The sequence below is a fragment of the Phenylobacterium sp. genome (genome assembly GCF_036677185.1).
In the GTDB taxonomy this organism is placed as follows: domain Bacteria; phylum Pseudomonadota; class Alphaproteobacteria; order Caulobacterales; family Caulobacteraceae; genus Phenylobacterium.
On sequence record NZ_JAKFEN010000004.1, the window covers coordinates 1 to 17,361 of the forward strand.

Below are 17,361 nucleotides of genomic sequence, written 5' to 3' on the forward strand. Positions count from 1 at the left end.
CCCAACGCGCCGCCCGCCACGCCTGAGATCCAGCGCGCCACCCGCCAGGCCCCGCGGCCCGGCGGCGGCGACGCCACGCGCCGGCCCGACGACGACGAGGATACGCGCCGCAAGGCCGCGGCCGCGCCGAACAAGGCCATCTCCCGCGTCAAGGGCGCCCAGCAGCGCCGCGAAGGCCGTCTCACCATCCAGGCCGTGGCCGGGGACGATGAGGGCGCCGTCGAGCGGATGCGTTCGCTGGCCTCGGTTCGCCGGGCCCGCGAGCGTGAACGCGAAAAGCGCAAGGGCGGCGGCCAGGAAGCCGCTCGCGCCGCGCGCGAAGTGGTCATTCCCGACGTCATCACCGTGGCGGAGCTCGCCAACCGGATGGCGACCCGCGGCGTGGAGATCATCAAGTTCCTGATGCGTCAGGGCGTGATGCTCAAGATCAACGACGTGATCGACAACGACACCGCCGAGCTGGTGGCCACCGAATTCGGCCACACGGTTCGCCGGGTGTCCGAGGCCGACGTGGAAGAAGGCTTCATCGGCGAAGAGGATGTCGACGATCACCTGCTCCCGCGTCCGCCCGTGGTGGCGGTCATGGGTCACGTCGACCACGGCAAGACCTCGCTGCTGGACGCCCTGCGTTCGGCCGACGTGGCGGCCGGCGAACACGGCGGCATCACCCAGCATATCGGCGCCTATCAGGTGCGGTTGGAGAGCGGCCAGTCCGTGACCTTCCTCGACACCCCCGGCCACGCGGCGTTCTCCGCCATGCGGGCGCGCGGCGCCGATGTCACCGACATCGTGGTGCTGGTGGTGGCCGCCGACGACGGCGTCATGCCCCAGACCATCGAGGCCATCCAGCACGCCAAGGCTTCCGGCGCGCCGATCATCGTGGCGATCAACAAGATCGACAAGCCGGGCGCCAACCCGACCAAGGTGATCAACGAACTGCTGCAGCACGAGATCGTGGTGGAGAGCCTGGGCGGCGAAACCCAGGCCATCCAGGTCTCGGCGACCGAGAAGATGGGCCTGGACGACCTGATCGAGGGCATCCTGCTGCAGGCCGAGGTCATGGACCTGAAGGCCAATCCGGACCGCACCGCCGACGGCACCGTCATCGAGGCCAAGCTGGATCGGGGCCGCGGCGCGGTCTCCACCGTCCTGGTCAAGCGCGGCACGCTCAAGCGCGGCGACATCGTGGTGGCCGGCTCCAACTTCGGCCGCGTGCGCGCCCTGCTCAACGAGCGGGACGAGCAGCTGGACGCCGCCGGACCTTCGGTTCCGGTGGAGATCCTCGGCCTGGACGGCACCCCGTCGCCGGGCGAGCCCTTCGCCGTGGTGGAAAACGAAGCCCGCGCCCGCGAGCTGACCGAATACCGCACCCGGGTGAAACGCGAGAAGGCCGGTTCGCCGGTCGCCGCCGGCGTGACCATGGCCGACTTCATGGCCAAGCTTCAGGACAAGAAGATCTCGGAGCTGCCGGTCATCATCAAGGCCGACGTCCAGGGCTCCGCCGAGGCCATCGTGGGCTCGCTGGACGCGCTCGCCACCGACGAGGTCCGCGCGCGGATCATCCTGCAGGGCGCCGGCGCGATCAGCGAAAGCGACGTCATGCTGGCCAAGGGCTCGGGCTCCCCGATCCTCGGCTTCAACGTCCGCGCCTCCAAGCAGGCCCAGGCGCTTGCCGAACGTGAAGGCGTCGAGATCCGCTACTACGCGATCATCTACGACCTGATCGACGACATCAAAGGCGTGCTCTCGGGCATGCTGGCGCCGGAACAACGCGAAACCTTCCTGGGCAACGCGCGGGTCCTGCAGGTGTTCGACATCACCAAGGTCGGCCGGGTCGCCGGTTGCCGGGTCACCGAAGGCGTGGTCCGCCGCGGCGCCCGCGTCCGGATCATCCGCGAGGACATCGTGGTGCTGGAACTGGGCACCCTCAAGACCCTCAAGCGCTTCAAGGACGAGGTGGCCGAGGTCGGCTCCGGCGTCGAGTGCGGGATGTTCTTCGAGGGCTTCCAGGACATCAAGGAGAACGACGTCATCGAGTGCTTCAGTCTCGAGGAAGTCGCGCGCAGCCTCTGATTGGCCGCAAAGATCGTCAAAACCCTCCCGGAGACGGGAGGGTTTTTTCTTGCCCGCCGTCCGAGGTCCGTCATGCGCATCGCTCTTCTCGCCGTCCTCGCCCTGACCCTCTCCGGCTGCGCCACGGTCCAGCGCTATGAAGCGGCCAACGACGTCCACGCCCTGCTGGTCTCGATCCGCGACAACGACCGGCGCGTCTTCGAGGCCCATGTGGACCGCCCGGCGCTCAAGCGGCAGATCGAGAGCCGGTTGCTGGCGGAGACCCGCAAGGCCCAGCCTGGCGACGGGCTGGCGGCGCTCAGCATCCTGCTCTCCCCGGTGGTGGCCGATGTGGCCGGCGACGTGCTGGTCCAGCCTCGGGTGTTCCGCGCGGTGGCCGACTATTACGGCTACGGCCCCGACACGCCGATCCCCAACGCCCTGGTTATCGGCGCGCAGCTCAAGCCGGCGGGCGACGGTCGGGTCTGCGCCACCCGCAGGAAGGACGGCCCCTGCCTGCTGACCTTCACGCAGACCGCCGGAACCTGGCGGCTGTCGGGCTTCGAGGGCGATCTTTCCATGCTGCGGACCAAGCGCTGATCTGTGTAAGCTCGAGCTCGACCTAGGGGGGAGCGCGCGATGGGCTACGAGGCCGCACTGTCGGACTATGAGGACGCCGCGTTCACCCATGGCGGCCGGACCCGGAGGGTCTTCAAGAAGGGCTCCGGTCCCGCGGTCATCGTCATCCACGAGATGCCCGGCCTGCATCCCTTGGTGATCAAGTTCGCCGACCGGGTCGCAGCCTCGGGCCTGACTGTCTATTGCCCGAGCCTGTTCGGCGATCCGGGCCGGCCGGTCACCACCGGCTACGCCCTGCGCGAGATGATCACCGGCATCTGCATCCGGCGCGAGTTCAATGTCTGGGCCACCGACAAGTCGAGCCCGATCGTCGACTGGCTGAAAGCCTTAGCCCGCAAGGTTCACGCCGACTGCGGCGGCAAGGGCGTCGGCGCGGTGGGGATGTGCTTCACCGGCGGCTTCGCGCTCGCCATGATGACCGAACCTTCGGTGGTGGCGCCGGTGCTGTCCCAGCCGTCCCTGCCCCTGGCCGGCAAGAACCCCAAACGCGGCGCGGGGATCGGCGTCTCCAACGCCGAGATCGCCTGCGCCCGGCAGCGGTTCGCCGACGAGGACTTGTCGATGATCGGCCTGCGCTTCAAGAGCGACGCCTTCGTGCCCGACGCCCGGTTCGAGACCTATCGCCGTGAGTTCGGCGAGAAGTTCGAGGCCATCGAGCTGGAGGACGAGGACGCCGCCCCGGCCCAGATGGCGCCGCACTCGGTCCTGACCCTGCACCTGAAGGACGATGGCCCCACCAAGGCGGCGGAGGAACGGGTGCTGGCCTTCTTCCGCGAAAAGACCGGGGCGGCCTGACACTGGACTTCGCGCCGCCACGCGCCTAGAAGCCCGCCCTTCCCCTGAGCCAGCCGCGTCCGATCCGCGGCAAACCATTTTCCGACGAAGTGGCCGCCGGTTCGTCGAAGAAAATGGTTTCAACCAAAAGTCTTGAGCCTTCTCCGATCCAAAGGGATCGGAAAGGCTCGGGGTATCGAAAGGCCAAGCCATGAAGAAGAACAACGCCCCCCGCCCGCGCGGCGTGGCCGCGGGTCCCACCCAGCGCCAGCTGCGCGCCGGCGAACTGATGCGCCACGCCCTGGTGGAGATCATGCGCACGTCGGACTTCACCGACCAGGACCTCGCCGACCGCTCGGTGACCGTCACCGAGGTGCGGATGAGCCCGGACCTGCGCCACGCCATCTGTTTCGTCGAACCCCTGGGCGGCATCGACGCCGACAAGGTCGTGGCGGCCATGAACCGGCACGGCAAGTTCATCCGCGGCCAGCTGGGCCGCCGCATCGACATGAAGTTCACTCCGGATCTGAAGTTCCTGCACGACGAGAGCTTCAACGAGGCGACCCGGATCGGGGCCCTGTTCGACAATCCCAAGGTCCGCCAGGACCTGACCCCCGACGCGCCTTCCGACAGCTGGAAGGACGAGGACTGATGGCCCGGCGCAAGAAGGGCGACGCCGTCTCGGGCTGGGTCTGCCTCGACAAGCCCTATGACCTGGGTTCCACCAGCGCGGTCACCCGGGTGCGGCGGATCTTCAACGCCCAGAAGGCCGGCCATGCCGGGACCCTGGATCCGCTGGCCACCGGCATCCTGCCCATCGCGCTGGGCGAGGCCACCAAGACCGTCGCCTTCCTGATGGACGCCGACAAGTCCTATCGCTTCACCATCGCCTGGGGGACCACCACCGCCAGTTTCGACCGCGAGGGCGCGGTGACCGCGACCTCCGACGTGCGCCCGACCGCGGAGGCCGTCGCCGCGGCCCTGCCGGAGTTCATCGGCGAGATCCAGCAGGTGCCGCCGATCTATTCGGCGGTGAAGGTGGACGGCGAGCGGGCCTATGACCTGGCCCGGGCCGGCGAGACGGTGGAGCTTTCCGCGCGCACAATCCAGGTCCACGACCTGCGGGTGGCCGGGGTCATCGACGCCGATCACATCGAGCTCACAATGGATTGCGGCAAGGGCGCCTATGTCCGCGCCGTGGTCCGCGACCTCGCCGAGCGCCTGGGCGCCTGCGGCCATGTGAGCGCGCTGCGCCGCACCCGCGTCGGCCCGTTCCGCGAGGAAGATGCGATAACACTGGAATTGCTTGAGGATTTGGGCCATAAGGCCCGCTGCTTGGAGGCCCTGCTTCCGGTCGAGACCGCCCTGGACGACATCCCGGAGCTGGCCGTGACCACCGAAGACGCCTTCAAGTTGAAGCAGGGACGGCCGATCGTTCTCGTTCCCCGACAGGTCGAAGCATTGAAGGCCCGGCTAAACCCCGGGACCCGAACCGTTTCGGCCATGGCGGACGGCGTGATGGTGGCGCTCTGCGAGATGCGTGCGGGCAAGCTCGAGCCCTCGCGGGTCTTTCATCTGGATAAGAGCGGAGACTAACCGATGTCGATTACTCTTGAGCGCAAAGCTGAGCTCATCAAGGCCCACGGCCGTTCCGACGGCGACACCGGAAGCGCCGAAGTGCAGGTTTCGATCCTCTCCGAGCGGATCGCGAACCTCACCGAGCACTTCAAGACCCACAAGAAAGACAACCATTCGCGCCGGGGCCTTCTCAAGATGGTTTCCCAGCGCCGCCGCCTTCTCGATCACCTGAAGCTGTCCGACGCTGGACGCTATCAGGCCCTGATCGAAAAGCTGGGTCTGCGCCGCTAAGACTTCGGTCGGCCCCCGGGAAAACCGGGGGCTTTGCGTATCAGGCCTATCCATAGCGCCGCTCGTTCCGCGACAGGCCGGAACGGTCAAGCGGCGATCCGGGCGCCCATGTCGGGCGCTCCGCTACACGCCGAGGGCTCAAGAAGTCCTCACCCCGCCCGTCAGTTGGAGAGGATTTCGGAAGTCCGACGCCCTGTCCGTCCCCGCCGGGAATACGCCCGCGGGATAGAAAGAAGAAAAATGTTCGATATCAAACGCAAGACCATCGAGTGGGGCGGCAAGACGCTCACCCTCGAAACCGGCCGCATGGCCCGCCAAGCCGACGGCGCGGTCCTGGCCACCTACGGCGAGACCATGGTACTGGCCACCGCCGTCTTCGCCAAGGCCGCCAAGCCGGGTCAGGACTTCTTCCCCCTGACCGTGAACTACCAGGAGAAGTTCTACGCCGCGGGCAAGATCCCGGGCTCCTTCCCCCGCCGCGAGGGCGCGCCCTCGCAAAAGGAAACCCTGACCAGCCGCCTGATCGACCGTCCGATCCGCCCGCTGTTCGTCAAGGGCTTCAAGAACGAAGTCCAGGTGGTCTGCACGGTGCTGGCCCACGACCTGGAGAATGATCCCGACATCGTCGCCCTGGTCGCGGCCTCCGCGGCCCTGGTGATCTCCGGCGCCCCGTTCATGGGCCCGATCGGCGCGGCCCGCGTCGGCTACGTCAACGGCGAATATGTGCTGAACCCGACTCTCGACGAGATGAAGGAATCGGCCATGGACCTGGTCGTCGCCTCGACCAGCGACGCCGTGATGATGGTGGAATCCGAGATCCAGGAGCTCAGCGAAGACGAGGTCCTGAAGGGCGTCATGTTCGCCCATGCCGGCATCCAGCCGGTGATCGACGCGATCATCGAACTGGCCGAGCACTCCGCCAAGGAGCCCTTCGAGTTCACGCCGGACGACACCGACGCCATCAAGGCCGAAGTGAAGAAGGCGATCGGCAAGGACCTGGCCGCCGCCTACAAGATCGTCGCCAAGGGCGAGCGCCAGGACGCGGTCGCCAAGGCCAAGGCCAAGGGCACGGAAAAGTTCGGCAAGTCCGACACCAATCCGGCCGGCATCGCCCCCGACAAGCTGGGCGCGGTGTTCAAGGAGCTGGAAGCCGACGTCGTCCGCCGCAACATCCTGGACACCGGCATCCGCATCGACGGCCGCACCGTCGACAAGGTCCGCCAGATCGTCTCGGAAGTGGGCGTCCTGCCTCGGGCCCACGGCTCGGCGCTGTTCACCCGCGGCGAGACCCAGGCCCTGGTGGTCGCCACCCTGGGCACCGGCGACGACGAGCAGCTGATCGACGCGCTGGAAGGCAAGTACTACGAGAAGTTCATGCTGCACTATAACTTCCCGCCGTTCTCGGTCGGGGAGACGGGCCGCATGGGCGCGCCGGGCCGCCGCGAAGTCGGCCACGGCAAGCTGGCCTGGCGGGCGATCCGTCCGATGCTGCCGACGCAGGAAGACTTCCCCTACACGATCCGCCTGGTCTCGGAGATCTTCGAGTCCAACGGTTCGTCGTCCATGGCCTCGGTCTGCGGTTCCTCGCTGGCCCTGATGGACGCGGGCGTGCCCCTGAAGAAGCCGGTCTCCGGCATCGCCATGGGCCTGATCCTCGAGAAGGACGGCTTCGCGGTCCTGTCGGACATCCTGGGTGACGAAGATCACCTGGGCGACATGGACTTCAAGGTCGCCGGCACCGAGGACGGCATCACCTCCCTGCAGATGGACATCAAGATCGCCGGCATCACCGAAGCGATCATGAAGCAGGCGCTGGAGCAGGCGAAGGGTGGCCGCAAGCACATCCTCGACGAGATGGCCAAGGCCATGGAAGCCCCGCGCGCGGAACTGGGCGAGTTCGCCCCGAAGATCGAGACCATGAAGGTCCCGGTCGACAAGATCCGCGAAGTGATCGGTTCGGGCGGCAAGGTGATCCGCGAGATCGTGGAAAAGACCGGCGCCAAGGTCGACATCGAAGACGACGGCACGATCAAGGTCTCGGCCAGCGATCAGTCGAAGATCGACGCGGCCAAGGAGTGGATCAAGTCCATCGCCTCGGAGCCGGAACTGAACGCCATCTACACCGGCAAGGTCGTGAAGATCGTCGACTTCGGCGCCTTCGTGAACTTCTTCGGCGCCAAGGACGGCCTGGTTCACGTGAGCCAGATCTCCAACGAGCGCGTCGGCAAGGTGTCGGACGTCCTGACCGAGGGCCAGTCCGTGAAGGTCAAGCTCTTGGGCTTCGACGATCGCGGCAAGACCCGCCTCTCCATGAAGGTCGTCGACCAGGAGACCGGTGAAGACCTGTCGGCCAAGTCGCCGGCCGAGACCGAAGAAGCCTAAGGCTTCCACGTCTCTCAGAGTTCGAGGGGGCGGCCGCAGCGATGCGGCCGCTCCTTTTCGTTTGGGTCGCTCGCCGCCCGCGCTAACCTCGCGCCATGTGCAACGAATTCGCCCGCCAGAAGCAACTCGCCGACGCCATCGCCGAGTTCGACAAGCGCGCCCTGCCGCTGTTCGGCTGGCGAGACGGCCTGGTCCCCAACCTCGACGCCCAGCCGCAGGTCCGCATCCGCGACACCGCCGTGGTGGTGCGGCTGCGCGAGGGGCGGCTCGAAGGCGACGCGGTCACCTGGGCCTGGCCCGGGCCGCGCGGGGCGCCGGTGTTCAACTTCCGCTCCGAGGGCCGGGACTTTTCGCACAACGACCGGGTGCTGGTCCTGGCCGACGCCTTCTTCGAATACACCGCCCCCCAGGCGAAGGGCGTGAAGCTAAAGGACCGCCACCGCTTCACCCTGGCGGGGGAGGACTGGTTCTGGATCGCCGGCATCGTCAAGGAGGGCTGTTTCACCCTGCTGACCACCGAGCCGGGCCCCGACGTGAAGCCCTTCCACGACCGCCAGATCGTCACCTTCGCCCCGCTGGCGGGCATGGACTGGCTGACCCTGGCCCGGCCGGAGCGCGATCTGCTGCGGCCCGGCCCGGCGGGAACGCTCATCGCCCAGACCTTGCGCAAGGATGGTGTCGACCTGGCGGCTTAGGTTCCTTCTCCCCTTGCGGGAGAAGGGCGGGAGGGCTCACTCGGTCTTTGCGGTTCGAAAGGCCCGCCGGTGAGGGCGGGCCTTCGGCTACCAGCCTGGCGAGGCGGGATCAGCCCCTGAGCTTGCGCAGCAGGACGTCCACGTCGCGGGCGATCACCGGATCCTCCGCCTTCAGGCTCTCGATGCGGCGCACGGCGTGCAGCACTGTGGTGTGGTCGCGGCCGCCGAACCTGCGGCCGATGTCGGGCAGGGAGCGGGTGGTGATCTGCTTGGCGATCCACATGGCCACCTGGCGGGGGCGGGCCACCGCGCGGGCGCGCCGCTCGGAGATCATGTCGGCCTGCTTCAACTGATAGTGCTCGGCCACGACCTTCTGGATCTGGTCGACGGTCACCCGGCGCTCGTTGCAGGCCAGGTGGGGCCGCAGGATGGTCTGGGCCTCGTCCAGGGTCAGGCGGGCGATATCGCCGCCCACGCGGGCGATCAGGGTGTTGAGCGCGCCCTCCAGCTCGCGGACGCTGTCAGTGAAGCGGTCGGCCAGGAACTGCAGGACCTCGGCCTTGGCCGACGGCACGAAGCGGCCCTGGGCGGCCAGGGTGGCGAGCTTGCGTTCCAGGATGCCCAGACGCAGGGTCCGGTCGGCCGGCTCGATGCCGCAGACCAGGCCCGACTGCAGGTGGCTGCGCAGGCGCGGCTCCATTTCCGACAGTTCGGCGGGCGAGCGGTCGGCCGTCATCACCACGCGGCGACCGTCCTCCACCAGGGCCAGCAGGGTGTGGAACAGCTCCTCCTGGGTGGAGGTCTTGCCGGCCACGAACTGGACGTCGTCGATCAGCAGCAGGTCGGCGTTGCGCAGTTCGTCCTTGAAGGCCGCGGTCTGGCGGTCCTGGACGGCCTTGACGAAGGTCGTCGTGAAGCGCTCGGCGGTGATGTAGACCACGCGCTTGCCGGGACCGGTCTGCATGGCCTCCCAGGCGAGCGCGTTCAGCAGGTGGGTCTTCCCGAAGCCGTAGGGGCCGTGGAAAATCACCGGATTGAAGTGGCCGTCCGCCCAGGACGCCACCCGGCGCGCCACGGCGAAGGCGAACTCGTTGGCCGGGCCGGCCACGAAGGTCTCGAAGGAGAAGCGCTCCTGCAGGCCCTGCTGACGGGCCGCGCGGGCCTCGAGGCTGGGGGCGGCGATCGGAACCTCGATCTCGATGACATCGGTGTCTACGGCGGCGATCGAAGGAGAGGCCAGGGCTTGGGTCTCGGCATAGGCGCCTTGCGCCTGGGCGTCGAACTCCATCCGCGATTTCAGGTCCAGGCTGCGGCCCATCGGGTCGTTCTGCGCCCAGAGCTCGCCGATGCGGCGCCAGGCGTGACGACGAATCCAATCGCGAGCGACGCCGGTGGCGGCCACCAGGCACAGGTCCGCCCCGCGTTCGCGCAGGGCGGCCTGGCCGAGCCACGACCCGAAGGTCGCCTCGCCCAGCTCCCGCTTCAGCGCGACGCAGGTTTTCGTCCAGACAGCCCCCGCCGGCGCCTCAGACATAGAACCCGCAATGCCACCATTGGCCATCATTCCAACCCCATCATGTGTCATCAGCCCAGCGCCCCCGCGACGGCTAACTTTGTTTAACGAACACAAAGCCTTATTCAGCGCGAGCATAGCCCTCGCCGCCGTCTTTTTTCATCCGAGATCAGATGGAAGGACGTCTTAAGACTTGCCACCCTAGTCGGGGCGGTTAGGGGGTCAACGGTGATTCTTCGCGACTCATATCGATATTTTCGTTGACTCAAATCCAGCCCTCGCGCGGCAAGGGAATCCCAATTTCGACGCTCCGTTAACTGAGAAGATTCGCCGCAGTCGCAGCACGATTAGGTGCGCCGCACAAAGAAACGCCCGCGGATCGATCAACCCGCGGGCGCGTCAAAAAGACCAGTTAGATCAGGAAGATGCCGGCCAAGCTTGTCGGCCGGCGCCGCAACCTCAGGCGGCGGCCAGCTTCTTGAGCTGGGCGGCCAGGCGGGAGACTTTCCGCGAGCCGGTGTTCTTGTGGACGACGCCCTTGGAAACGGCGCGCATCAGCTCGGACTCGGCCTCGACGAAGGCGGCCTTGGCGAGGGTGGCGTCACCGGCGGTGACCGCTTCGTCGAACTTGCGCAGATAGGTGCGCACGCGCGAACGGCGCGCCTTGTTCACTTCCGTGCGGCGTTCGATCTTGCGGACCGCTTTCTTGGACCCGGGCGTGTTGGCCATGTGTCAGCTCTCAATACGTATCGCGCCCGAACGTCGAACCCGGGCGGGGAAATTGGAGGCGCGGATATACGGGACGGCGGGCCTGGGGTCAATCCGCGCGACCCGGTTTAATCGGCCTGGGTGAAGGTGACCCAGGCGGGATGGACCGAGATCAGGTCGGCCATGCGCTGATAGCCGCCCGCGCCGGGATGGGCGCCGTCCCAGGCCAGGGCCTCGGCCTGGAATAGGCCGTCGGCGGCCAGCGGCCGCAGGACGTCGATGAAAGGGACCCTGAGCCGCGCGGCCAGGGCCTTCAGGGCGTCGTTCAGGCCCTCCAGCCGGGCGCAAACGCCTGGGTCGACGACCGGGGGCGGACCGACGACCAGGACGGGGCAGAGCTCGGCCGCGCCGGTCATCACGGCCTGGGCGTTCTTCAAGCTCTCGGCCTGGGACAGCCGCGGCCGGCCGTCCTCGAGATGACAGTCGTTGACGCCAAGGGAGAAGACGATCCGCATGGGTTCGTAATCGACCATCCGCGGCAGGGCCTCGGCGCGCCAGCGGGCGGCGACGTCGCCGGAGGTCTCGCGGCGCACGCCGAGGTTATAGAGGGTCACCGCGCGGCGGCCGGCCAGGGCCCGGCCGACCCAGCCCAGATGGTCGGGATCCCCGGCGCCGGCGACCATCGAGTCCCCGAAGGCGATCAGCCGCACGAAGTTATTGGCCCTTGAAGGCGGGTTTCCGCTTCTCGACGAAGGCCGCCATGCCCTCCTTCTGGTCTTCGAAGGCGAACAGCGAGTGGAACAGCCGCCGCTCCAGCGAGACCCCGGCCGACAGGGTGGTCTCGTAGGCCGCCTCGACCAGCTCCTTGTTCATCATCACCGCCAGGGGCGACTGGGCGGCGATCTTGGTCGCCGCGGCCATGGCCTCGCCGATCAGCTTGTCGGCGTCGACGACGCGCGAGACCAGGCCGGCGCGCTCGGCCTCGGCCGCGTCCATCATCCGGGCGGTGAGGATCATGTCCATGGCCTTGGACTTGCCGACGAAGCGGGTCAGGCGCTGGGTGCCGCCGATGCCGGGGGCGACGCCGAGATTGATCTCGGGCTGGCCGAACTTGGCGGTGTCTGCGGCGATGATGAAGTCGCACAGCATGGCCAGCTCGCAGCCGCCGCCCAGCGCGTAGCCCGCCACCGCGGCGATGATCGGCTTGCGGAACTGCTCGATGCGCCGGGCGCTGGCCCCGAAGAAGTCCTGCTTGAACATCTCGGCGTAGGACTTGTCGGACATCTCCTTGATGTCGGCGCCGGCCGCGAAGGCCCGCTCCGAGCCGGTCAGCACCAGGCAGCGCACGCTGTCGTCGGCCTCGGCGGCGTCCAGGGCGGCGCAGAGTTCGGCGAGCAGCTGGCTGTTGAGCGCGTTCAGCGCCTCCGGCCGGTTCAGCTTGATCAGGGTGACGGCGTCGTGCGCCTCGACGATCAGGGTCTCGTAGCTCATGCCGGCCTCGCGCGGTTGTCCTTGGACTGGCCTCTAAGGCCCCTCGACCGAATAGCCAAGCGCCCGCAGCCGGGCAGGCAGGCCGTCCTCGCCCACCAGGTGTCCGACTCCCACCACGACCACGGTCCGACCCTGGCTCGCCAGACGCGTGCGCAGGGCCGCCAGCCAGCGGGTGTTGCGGTCGGTGACCAGCCGCGCATAGAGGCCGGGGGCGGCCTCGCGCAGGGGCCCCAGGGCCTGTTCGTCTATGGCCGCCAGGTCGCCGACCATCCAATCGGCCACCAGGGCTTCATAGGCGTCGGGATTGGCGTCCAGCTCGATCAGGCTCCGTTCCAAGGAGGCGGCCTGTTCTGCGAGCGGGGCGGAATCGAAGATGGCGATCTGTTCGTCGGGGGTCTCGAACGCCTTGCGCTGGGCCGAGGCGGGGGCGCTGGTCGACAAGGTCTTTTCCACCCCGCCCGACAGGTCGGCCCCGGCCTCGCGGAACTGGGCTCCGGCCAGCAGCACCTCGGCGAACCAGGGCTCCAGGCGATCCATCACCGCCAGGCTGACTCCCAGGCTCTCCGACGCCTTGGCCAGCCGCTGGGCGCCCTGCGGCGAGAGCAGGCTGGTGAGGGTCTTGCCTTCCGGCATCAGGCCGTGGCTGGCGGCGAGCTGGGCCGTGCGCGCCTCCGACATCGCGTCGATCGGCAACTCGAACCAGAGGTCGTCGGCCTTGGCCAGGGCGGCGTCCAGTTCGGGCGGCCGCCAGTCGAGGTCCGACCGCAGCACGTGGACCGAGCCGAACAGCAGCACCTCGGAATCGGCGTCGCGCACGATCCAGAACGGCGGCTTGGCCTCAGCCGACCCACGGGCGGCCAGGGCGAGGCCTATAAGTCCGGCGAGGAGGGCCTTTGAGCGCATGCGTCGGTTCACCTTTGGCAGGCGGGACAGAAGAAGGTGGAGCGTCCGGCCTGGACCTCGCGAGCGATGACGCCCTTGCAGCCGTCGTTCAGGCAAGGCTGGCCCTCGCGGTCATAGGCGCGGAAGCGGTGCTGGAAATAGCCCAGGGCCCCGTCGGCGGCGGCGTAGTCGCGCAGGGTGGAGCCGCCGGCGGCGATCGCCTCGTTCAGCACCTCGCGGATGATCTCCACCAAGGGGCCAAGCTTGGTCCGCTTGATCCCGCCGGCCGGCTTGAAGGGCGAGATTCGCGCCCTGTTGAGCGCCTCGCAGACATAGATATTGCCCAGGCCGGCGACGATCCTCTGGTCCAGCAGCAGGGTCTTGGGGCCCTGCCTGCGGCCGGCGAAGGCTTTTTCCAGCAGGCCGGCGTCGAAGGCCGGCGACAGGGGTTCCGGGCCGAGGCCCGCGAACCAGGGATGCTGGTCGCGGGTGGCGGTGTCGAGCAGGGCCATATAGCCGAAACGTCTCGGGTCGTAATAGGTGACCCGGTCGCCTTCCTGGGTGTCGAACACCACATGGGCGTGCTTAGGATCGGGGTCGGCGGCGTAGTGAAATTCGCCGGGCCGCACGGCGCCTTCGGGGCGCGCGATCTCGAAGCGGCCGCTCATGCCCAGGTGCATCACCAGGGTCTCGCCCCGGTCCAGTTCGGCGATGAGGTATTTGGCGCGGCGATCCAGGCGCTGGATGGTCGCCCCGGTGAGTCGCTGGACGAAGCCCTCAGGAAACGGGAACCGCAGGTCGGCGCGGCGGGCTTCCACGCGGGCCAGGCGGCGGCCCTCCAGCACCGGCTGCAGGCCGCGGCGGACGGTCTCGACCTCGGGAAGTTCAGGCATGGAACGTGGAGTGGCATGGCGTTGCGCGCGCGACAAGGCTAAGACGCCTCCATGACCGGACCCGCAGCCACCTTCGGATTCCGCGACGTCGATCCCGCCGAGAAACCGCGCCTGGTGCGCGGGGTCTTCGACCGCGTCGCCAGCCGCTACGACCTGATGAACGACCTGATGAGCGGGGGCGTCCACCGGCTGTGGAAGGACGCCGTCGCCGCCCGCCTCAATCCGCAGCCGGGCGAGACCATCGTCGACTGCGCCGGCGGCACCGGCGACATGGCCCGGCGCTTTGCGAGGATGGCCCGGCGGGCCCAGGAGCGGCGCGGCGGTTCCGACGCCTCGGTGATCGTCGTCGACTACAATGCCGAGATGATCGCCGCCGGCCGCGAGCGGGGCGGGGAGCCCGAGATCGTCTGGGCGGTGGGCGACGCCCAGCGCCTGCCGCTGCCCGACGCCTGCGCCAACGCCTATGTGATCTCCTTCGGCATCCGCAACGTCACCGACATCGCAACCGCCCTGGCCGAGGCCCGGCGGGTGCTGAAGCCCGGCGGGCGGTTCCTGTGCCTGGAGTTCTCGCAGCCGGCCACCGAGGCCCTGCGCAAGGCCTATGACGCCTACTCCTTCAAGGTGATCCCTCAGATCGGCGAGTGGGTGGCCAAGGACCGCGAGAGCTACCAGTACCTGGTGGAGAGCATCCGCCGGTTCCCGGACCAGAAGGCCTTCGTCGGCCTGATCGAGAAGGCCGGGTTCAGCCGCGCCGGCTACACCAACTTCACCGGCGGGGTCGCCGCCCTGCACCATGGCTGGGCGATCTAGCCGGTGGGTGGGTTGGCGGCGTTCGGGCGGCTCACGGCCGCGGGCTGGATGCTGGCGCGCAACGACGCCTTGCTGCCGCGCGAACTGGACGCCCTCTATCCCCCCGCTGTGCGGACCCTGGGCACGGCGCTACGGCTACTGGCCGGACGCCAGGCCCGTGTGGGGCGGCCCGGCGAACGGCTGGCGCGGTCCCTGGAGCGGCTGGGTCCCGTGGCGATCAAGCTCGGCCAGCTGCTCTCCACCCGGGCCGACATCTTCGGGATCGAATTCGCCCAGGACCTGGCGCGGCTGAAGGACGCCCTGGCGCCGTTTCCCACGGAGGTCGCCCGGCGCGAGGTCGAGCTGACCCTGGGTCGGCCGGTGGCGAGCCTGTTCTCGACCTTCGGCGAACCGGTGGCGGCGGCCTCGCTGGCCCAGGCCCATGAGGCCTTCCTGATCGATGGACGGCGGGTGGCGGTGAAGGTGCTGCGGCCCGGCATCGGCCGGCGGGTGGCGGAGGACGCCGAGGTGCTGCGCCTCGCCGCCAAGCTGGTGGAGCGCTGGTCGGTCCCCGCGCGGCGTCTGGAGCCCAGGGCCCTGGCCGCCACGGTGATCCGCGCCACGGAGCTGGAGCTGGACCTGCGGCTGGAGGCGGCCGGCGGCGACGAACTGGCCCAGGTCATGGCCAAGGACGGCTACATGTCCGCGCCCAAGGTGATTTGGGAGGGGGTCGGCAAGCGGGTCCTGACCCAGGAATGGGCGCCGGGGACGCCGCTCTCCGACCCGGCGGCCCTGGCCTTGGACGGCCTCGACCGCCCGGCCCTGGCCGACAAGTTGATCCGGGCGTTCCTGACCCAGGCCCTGGACCACGGGGTGTTCCACGCCGACCTGCACGAGGGGAACCTGTTCGTCGCCGCGCCCTGCGAGCTGACGGCGGTGGATTTCGGAATCATCGGACGCCTCGACGCCGCAGAACGGCGCTACCTGGCCGAGATTCTCTGGGGCTTCCTGCAGCGCGACTACGACAAGGTCGCCCAGACCCATTTCGACGCCGGCTACGTGCCGCGCGGCCACTCGGTGGCGGCCTTCGCCCAGGCGCTGCGGGCGGTGGGCGAGCCGGTGTTCGGCCGCAATGTCAGCGACGTCTCCATGAGCCGGGTCCTCACCCAGCTGTTCGAGATCACCGCCCTGTTCGACATGCGCTTGCAGCCGCAGCTGGTGCTGCTGCAGAAGACCATGATGACCGTGGAGGGCGTGGCTCGCCGCATCGATCCGCGGCACGACATCTGGGCCGCCGCCGATCCCGTGGTGCGCCGCTGGATGCTGCGCGAGCTTTCACCCGCGGCCCGCGCCCGCCGCTATGCCGAGGAGGCGGTCAGCGCCCTTCGCAACCTCGCCCGCCTCGTGGAGCCTCCGCCACCGCCCACGGCCGTGGCGGTCGTCGAAGAACACGGCGCGCCCTTCCTGTGGTTCGCGGTGGGGGCCGCGGTGTCGGGGCTGGTGTTCCTGCTGGCGGCCTGGCTGCTCTAGTCGTCGATGCGCATCCGCGCGAACCACTCCTCCGCCGACAGCTCCTCCACGCCGTCCGCGCCGAACAGGGCCATGCGGTTGTTGCGGAAGACGGTGGTCTTGCCGATGGTCGGCATGTCGGCGACCTCGACGCGGGCGCGCTCGCCGACGGTCAGATAGATCAGGTCGACCTCGCCGGTGTTGACTAGGTGGTGGACCACACCGTCGGTGGGGAAACCCACGAAGTCGCCGGGCCCGATCGCCTGGGCGACGCCGTCCAGCACCACCTCCCCCGAGCCGGAGATCACCAGCACCATCTCCTCCTCCATCGAATGGGCGTGGGGGATGAAGCTCTCCTTGCCCAGCGGGATGCGGACGAGGTTGGCGCCCAGGCGGGTGAGCCCGCTCAGGTCACCGACCCGGATCATGCTCATCTCGGAGGCCGGATTGAACGGATGGCGGCCCCGGAAGGCGCGGCTCCAGTCCAGGTCGGCGGCGCGGATGAGATGCTTAGCCATCAGCTGTCGTCGCGCTCGCGGCGCTCCGAGCGGGCCGTCTGGCGCCTTGCCTCGCGGGTCTTCTGTTCGTCCCAGTAGGCGGCGCCTTCCTCGGGCTTGAACATGGTGCGCGGCGCGCCGGCCTTGGTGACCACGGCGAAGACATTGGCCTTGGGATCGTAGAGCAGGACATCGCCATTGGAGCGCGTCAGGCGCTGGGTTCCGGCCGGCGGATCCTCGACGAAGGCGTGGGCCTTGCGCACGAAGTCGTCCAGGTCCTTGGCGCCGAAGGCCTCGCCGTTGCGCTCGAAGCTGCGCTGGGCGTTCTCCTCGGCGCTGCCCTTGCGGCTGGCCGACCAGATCGGCTTGCCGTCGAGCTGGCGCACCGGTTCGTCACGGGTCTCCGAGCGCGCGGTCCGCGTCTCCGAGCTCGATCCCGACGACGACGCGGTCGAAGCCGGAGCATCCTCCTTCTTGGCCACCGCCGAGGGTCGCTCGCAGGCGGCCAGCAACACCAGGGCCAGGCCCGCACTCAACGCAATCTTGTAACCCGCCATTCCAGTCCCTCCAGACACACGGCCAAGCTGTGGAACAAATTAAGAACAGAAACGCAGGTTTGTCCAGCGCCCGCGTTTGGCCTATGACCGGGGACCTGTTGCTTGGGGCGT

The 17,361-nt window shown here is 68.6% G+C and carries 18 protein-coding genes; 10 read left to right on the plus strand and 8 right to left on the minus strand.

What is annotated here, in order from left to right:
• The 8 genes from infB to V6M51_RS00065 all read left to right on the plus strand — a co-directional run.
• Positions 1 to 2,073 (plus strand): translation initiation factor IF-2 (infB, locus tag V6M51_RS00030; protein ID WP_332763539.1); only part of this gene is annotated, 2,073 nt, incomplete at its 5' end.
• 72 nt (positions 2,074 to 2,145) lie between these two features.
• Positions 2,146 to 2,652, plus strand: a complete 507-nt coding sequence (locus V6M51_RS00035; RefSeq protein WP_332763541.1) for a DUF2939 domain-containing protein — start codon at positions 2,146 to 2,148, stop codon at positions 2,650 to 2,652.
• Positions 2,653 to 2,691: 39 nt separating this feature from the next.
• The gene (locus V6M51_RS00040; protein WP_332763543.1) at positions 2,692 to 3,486 is read left to right on the plus strand and encodes a dienelactone hydrolase family protein; all 795 of its coding nucleotides are present in this window, start codon (positions 2,692 to 2,694) and stop codon (positions 3,484 to 3,486) included.
• 190 nt (positions 3,487 to 3,676) lie between these two features.
• Positions 3,677 to 4,117 (plus strand): 30S ribosome-binding factor RbfA, encoded by a 441-nt coding sequence (gene rbfA / locus V6M51_RS00045; protein WP_305674111.1) that lies wholly within the window; start codon positions 3,677 to 3,679, stop codon positions 4,115 to 4,117.
• Positions 4,117 to 5,061 (plus strand): tRNA pseudouridine(55) synthase TruB, encoded by a 945-nt coding sequence (truB, locus tag V6M51_RS00050; RefSeq protein WP_332763548.1) that lies wholly within the window; start codon positions 4,117 to 4,119, stop codon positions 5,059 to 5,061. The genes rbfA and truB overlap by 1 nt, the downstream gene beginning before the upstream one ends.
• 3 nt (positions 5,062 to 5,064) lie before the next feature.
• Complete coding sequence (rpsO, locus tag V6M51_RS00055; protein ID WP_254835126.1) at positions 5,065 to 5,334, plus strand: 30S ribosomal protein S15; 270 nt, start codon at positions 5,065 to 5,067, stop codon at positions 5,332 to 5,334.
• A gap of 240 nt (positions 5,335 to 5,574) precedes the next feature.
• Positions 5,575 to 7,716, plus strand: a complete 2,142-nt coding sequence (gene pnp / locus V6M51_RS00060) for a polyribonucleotide nucleotidyltransferase (protein ID WP_332763554.1) — start codon at positions 5,575 to 5,577, stop codon at positions 7,714 to 7,716.
• Positions 7,717 to 7,811: 95 nt separating this feature from the next.
• A complete protein-coding gene (locus V6M51_RS00065) occupies positions 7,812 to 8,411 on the plus strand; it encodes an SOS response-associated peptidase family protein (protein ID WP_332763556.1) in 600 nt (199 codons plus the stop codon).
• A 109-nt stretch (positions 8,412 to 8,520) separates the two neighbouring features.
• Here V6M51_RS00065 and dnaA read toward each other — a convergent pair whose 3' ends face one another.
• The 6 genes from dnaA to mutM form a co-directional block, all read right to left on the minus strand.
• Complete coding sequence (dnaA, locus tag V6M51_RS00070) at positions 8,521 to 9,975, minus strand: chromosomal replication initiator protein DnaA (protein ID WP_332763558.1); 1,455 nt, start codon at positions 9,973 to 9,975, stop codon at positions 8,521 to 8,523.
• A gap of 408 nt (positions 9,976 to 10,383) precedes the next feature.
• Positions 10,384 to 10,653, minus strand: a complete 270-nt coding sequence (gene rpsT / locus V6M51_RS00075) for a 30S ribosomal protein S20 (RefSeq protein WP_305677294.1) — start codon at positions 10,651 to 10,653, stop codon at positions 10,384 to 10,386.
• 107 nt (positions 10,654 to 10,760) lie between these two features.
• Positions 10,761 to 11,342, minus strand: a complete 582-nt coding sequence (locus V6M51_RS00080; protein WP_332763563.1) for a GDSL-type esterase/lipase family protein — start codon at positions 11,340 to 11,342, stop codon at positions 10,761 to 10,763.
• Positions 11,343 to 11,346: 4 nt separating this feature from the next.
• Positions 11,347 to 12,123: an enoyl-CoA hydratase gene (locus V6M51_RS00085; protein ID WP_332763565.1), complete on the minus strand. Its 777-nt coding sequence runs from the start codon at positions 12,121 to 12,123 to the stop codon at positions 11,347 to 11,349.
• A 33-nt stretch (positions 12,124 to 12,156) separates the two neighbouring features.
• Positions 12,157 to 13,026, minus strand: coding sequence for a TraB/GumN family protein (locus tag V6M51_RS00090; RefSeq protein ID WP_332763567.1), 870 nt, complete (start codon positions 13,024 to 13,026; stop codon positions 12,157 to 12,159).
• A gap of 8 nt (positions 13,027 to 13,034) precedes the next feature.
• Complete coding sequence (mutM, locus tag V6M51_RS00095; RefSeq protein ID WP_332763569.1) at positions 13,035 to 13,898, minus strand: bifunctional DNA-formamidopyrimidine glycosylase/DNA-(apurinic or apyrimidinic site) lyase; 864 nt, start codon at positions 13,896 to 13,898, stop codon at positions 13,035 to 13,037.
• Positions 13,899 to 13,949: 51 nt separating this feature from the next.
• Here mutM and V6M51_RS00100 point away from each other — a divergent pair, with 51 nt between their 5' ends.
• The gene (locus V6M51_RS00100; RefSeq protein WP_332763571.1) at positions 13,950 to 14,708 is read left to right on the plus strand and encodes a class I SAM-dependent methyltransferase; all 759 of its coding nucleotides are present in this window, start codon (positions 13,950 to 13,952) and stop codon (positions 14,706 to 14,708) included.
• A gap of 3 nt (positions 14,709 to 14,711) precedes the next feature.
• The gene (ubiB, locus tag V6M51_RS00105) at positions 14,712 to 16,217 is read left to right on the plus strand and encodes a 2-polyprenylphenol 6-hydroxylase (protein WP_332763573.1); all 1,506 of its coding nucleotides are present in this window, start codon (positions 14,712 to 14,714) and stop codon (positions 16,215 to 16,217) included.
• Here the strand turns inward: ubiB and V6M51_RS00110 are convergent.
• On the minus strand, positions 16,214 to 16,714 hold the full coding sequence (locus V6M51_RS00110; RefSeq protein ID WP_332763575.1) for a cupin domain-containing protein: 501 nt from the start codon (positions 16,712 to 16,714) through the stop codon (positions 16,214 to 16,216). The genes ubiB and V6M51_RS00110 overlap by 4 nt on opposite strands.
• Positions 16,714 to 17,250 carry a hypothetical protein gene (locus tag V6M51_RS00115; RefSeq protein ID WP_332763577.1) on the minus strand — a complete coding sequence of 179 codons (537 nt, stop codon included), beginning with the start codon at positions 17,248 to 17,250 and terminating at the stop codon, positions 16,714 to 16,716. Before V6M51_RS00115 ends, V6M51_RS00110 begins: the two co-directional genes overlap by 1 nt.
• Between the last annotated feature and the right edge of the window lie 111 nt (positions 17,251 to 17,361).

What these genes read in the sequence shown, in the direction of transcription:
- rpsT (WP_305677294.1), bottom strand. Translation starts at nt 10,653, where the DNA reads ATGGCCAACACGCCCGGGTCCAAGAAAGCGGTCCGCAAGATCGAACGC.
- pnp (WP_332763554.1), top strand. Translation starts at nt 5,575, where the DNA reads ATGTTCGATATCAAACGCAAGACCATCGAGTGGGGCGGCAAGACGCTC.
- V6M51_RS00085 (WP_332763565.1), bottom strand. Translation starts at nt 12,123, where the DNA reads ATGAGCTACGAGACCCTGATCGTCGAGGCGCACGACGCCGTCACCCTG.
- dnaA (WP_332763558.1), bottom strand. Translation starts at nt 9,975, where the DNA reads ATGATGGCCAATGGTGGCATTGCGGGTTCTATGTCTGAGGCGCCGGCG.
- V6M51_RS00090 (WP_332763567.1), bottom strand. Translation starts at nt 13,026, where the DNA reads ATGCGCTCAAAGGCCCTCCTCGCCGGACTTATAGGCCTCGCCCTGGCC.
- V6M51_RS00100 (WP_332763571.1), top strand. Translation starts at nt 13,950, where the DNA reads ATGACCGGACCCGCAGCCACCTTCGGATTCCGCGACGTCGATCCCGCC.
- V6M51_RS00110 (WP_332763575.1), bottom strand. Translation starts at nt 16,714, where the DNA reads ATGGCTAAGCATCTCATCCGCGCCGCCGACCTGGACTGGAGCCGCGCC.
- V6M51_RS00065 (WP_332763556.1), top strand. Translation starts at nt 7,812, where the DNA reads ATGTGCAACGAATTCGCCCGCCAGAAGCAACTCGCCGACGCCATCGCC.
- rbfA (WP_305674111.1), top strand. Translation starts at nt 3,677, where the DNA reads ATGAAGAAGAACAACGCCCCCCGCCCGCGCGGCGTGGCCGCGGGTCCC.
- mutM (WP_332763569.1), bottom strand. Translation starts at nt 13,898, where the DNA reads ATGCCTGAACTTCCCGAGGTCGAGACCGTCCGCCGCGGCCTGCAGCCG.
- V6M51_RS00035 (WP_332763541.1), top strand. Translation starts at nt 2,146, where the DNA reads ATGCGCATCGCTCTTCTCGCCGTCCTCGCCCTGACCCTCTCCGGCTGC.
- V6M51_RS00115 (WP_332763577.1), bottom strand. Translation starts at nt 17,250, where the DNA reads ATGGCGGGTTACAAGATTGCGTTGAGTGCGGGCCTGGCCCTGGTGTTG.
- rpsO (WP_254835126.1), top strand. Translation starts at nt 5,065, where the DNA reads ATGTCGATTACTCTTGAGCGCAAAGCTGAGCTCATCAAGGCCCACGGC.
- V6M51_RS00040 (WP_332763543.1), top strand. Translation starts at nt 2,692, where the DNA reads ATGGGCTACGAGGCCGCACTGTCGGACTATGAGGACGCCGCGTTCACC.
- truB (WP_332763548.1), top strand. Translation starts at nt 4,117, where the DNA reads ATGGCCCGGCGCAAGAAGGGCGACGCCGTCTCGGGCTGGGTCTGCCTC.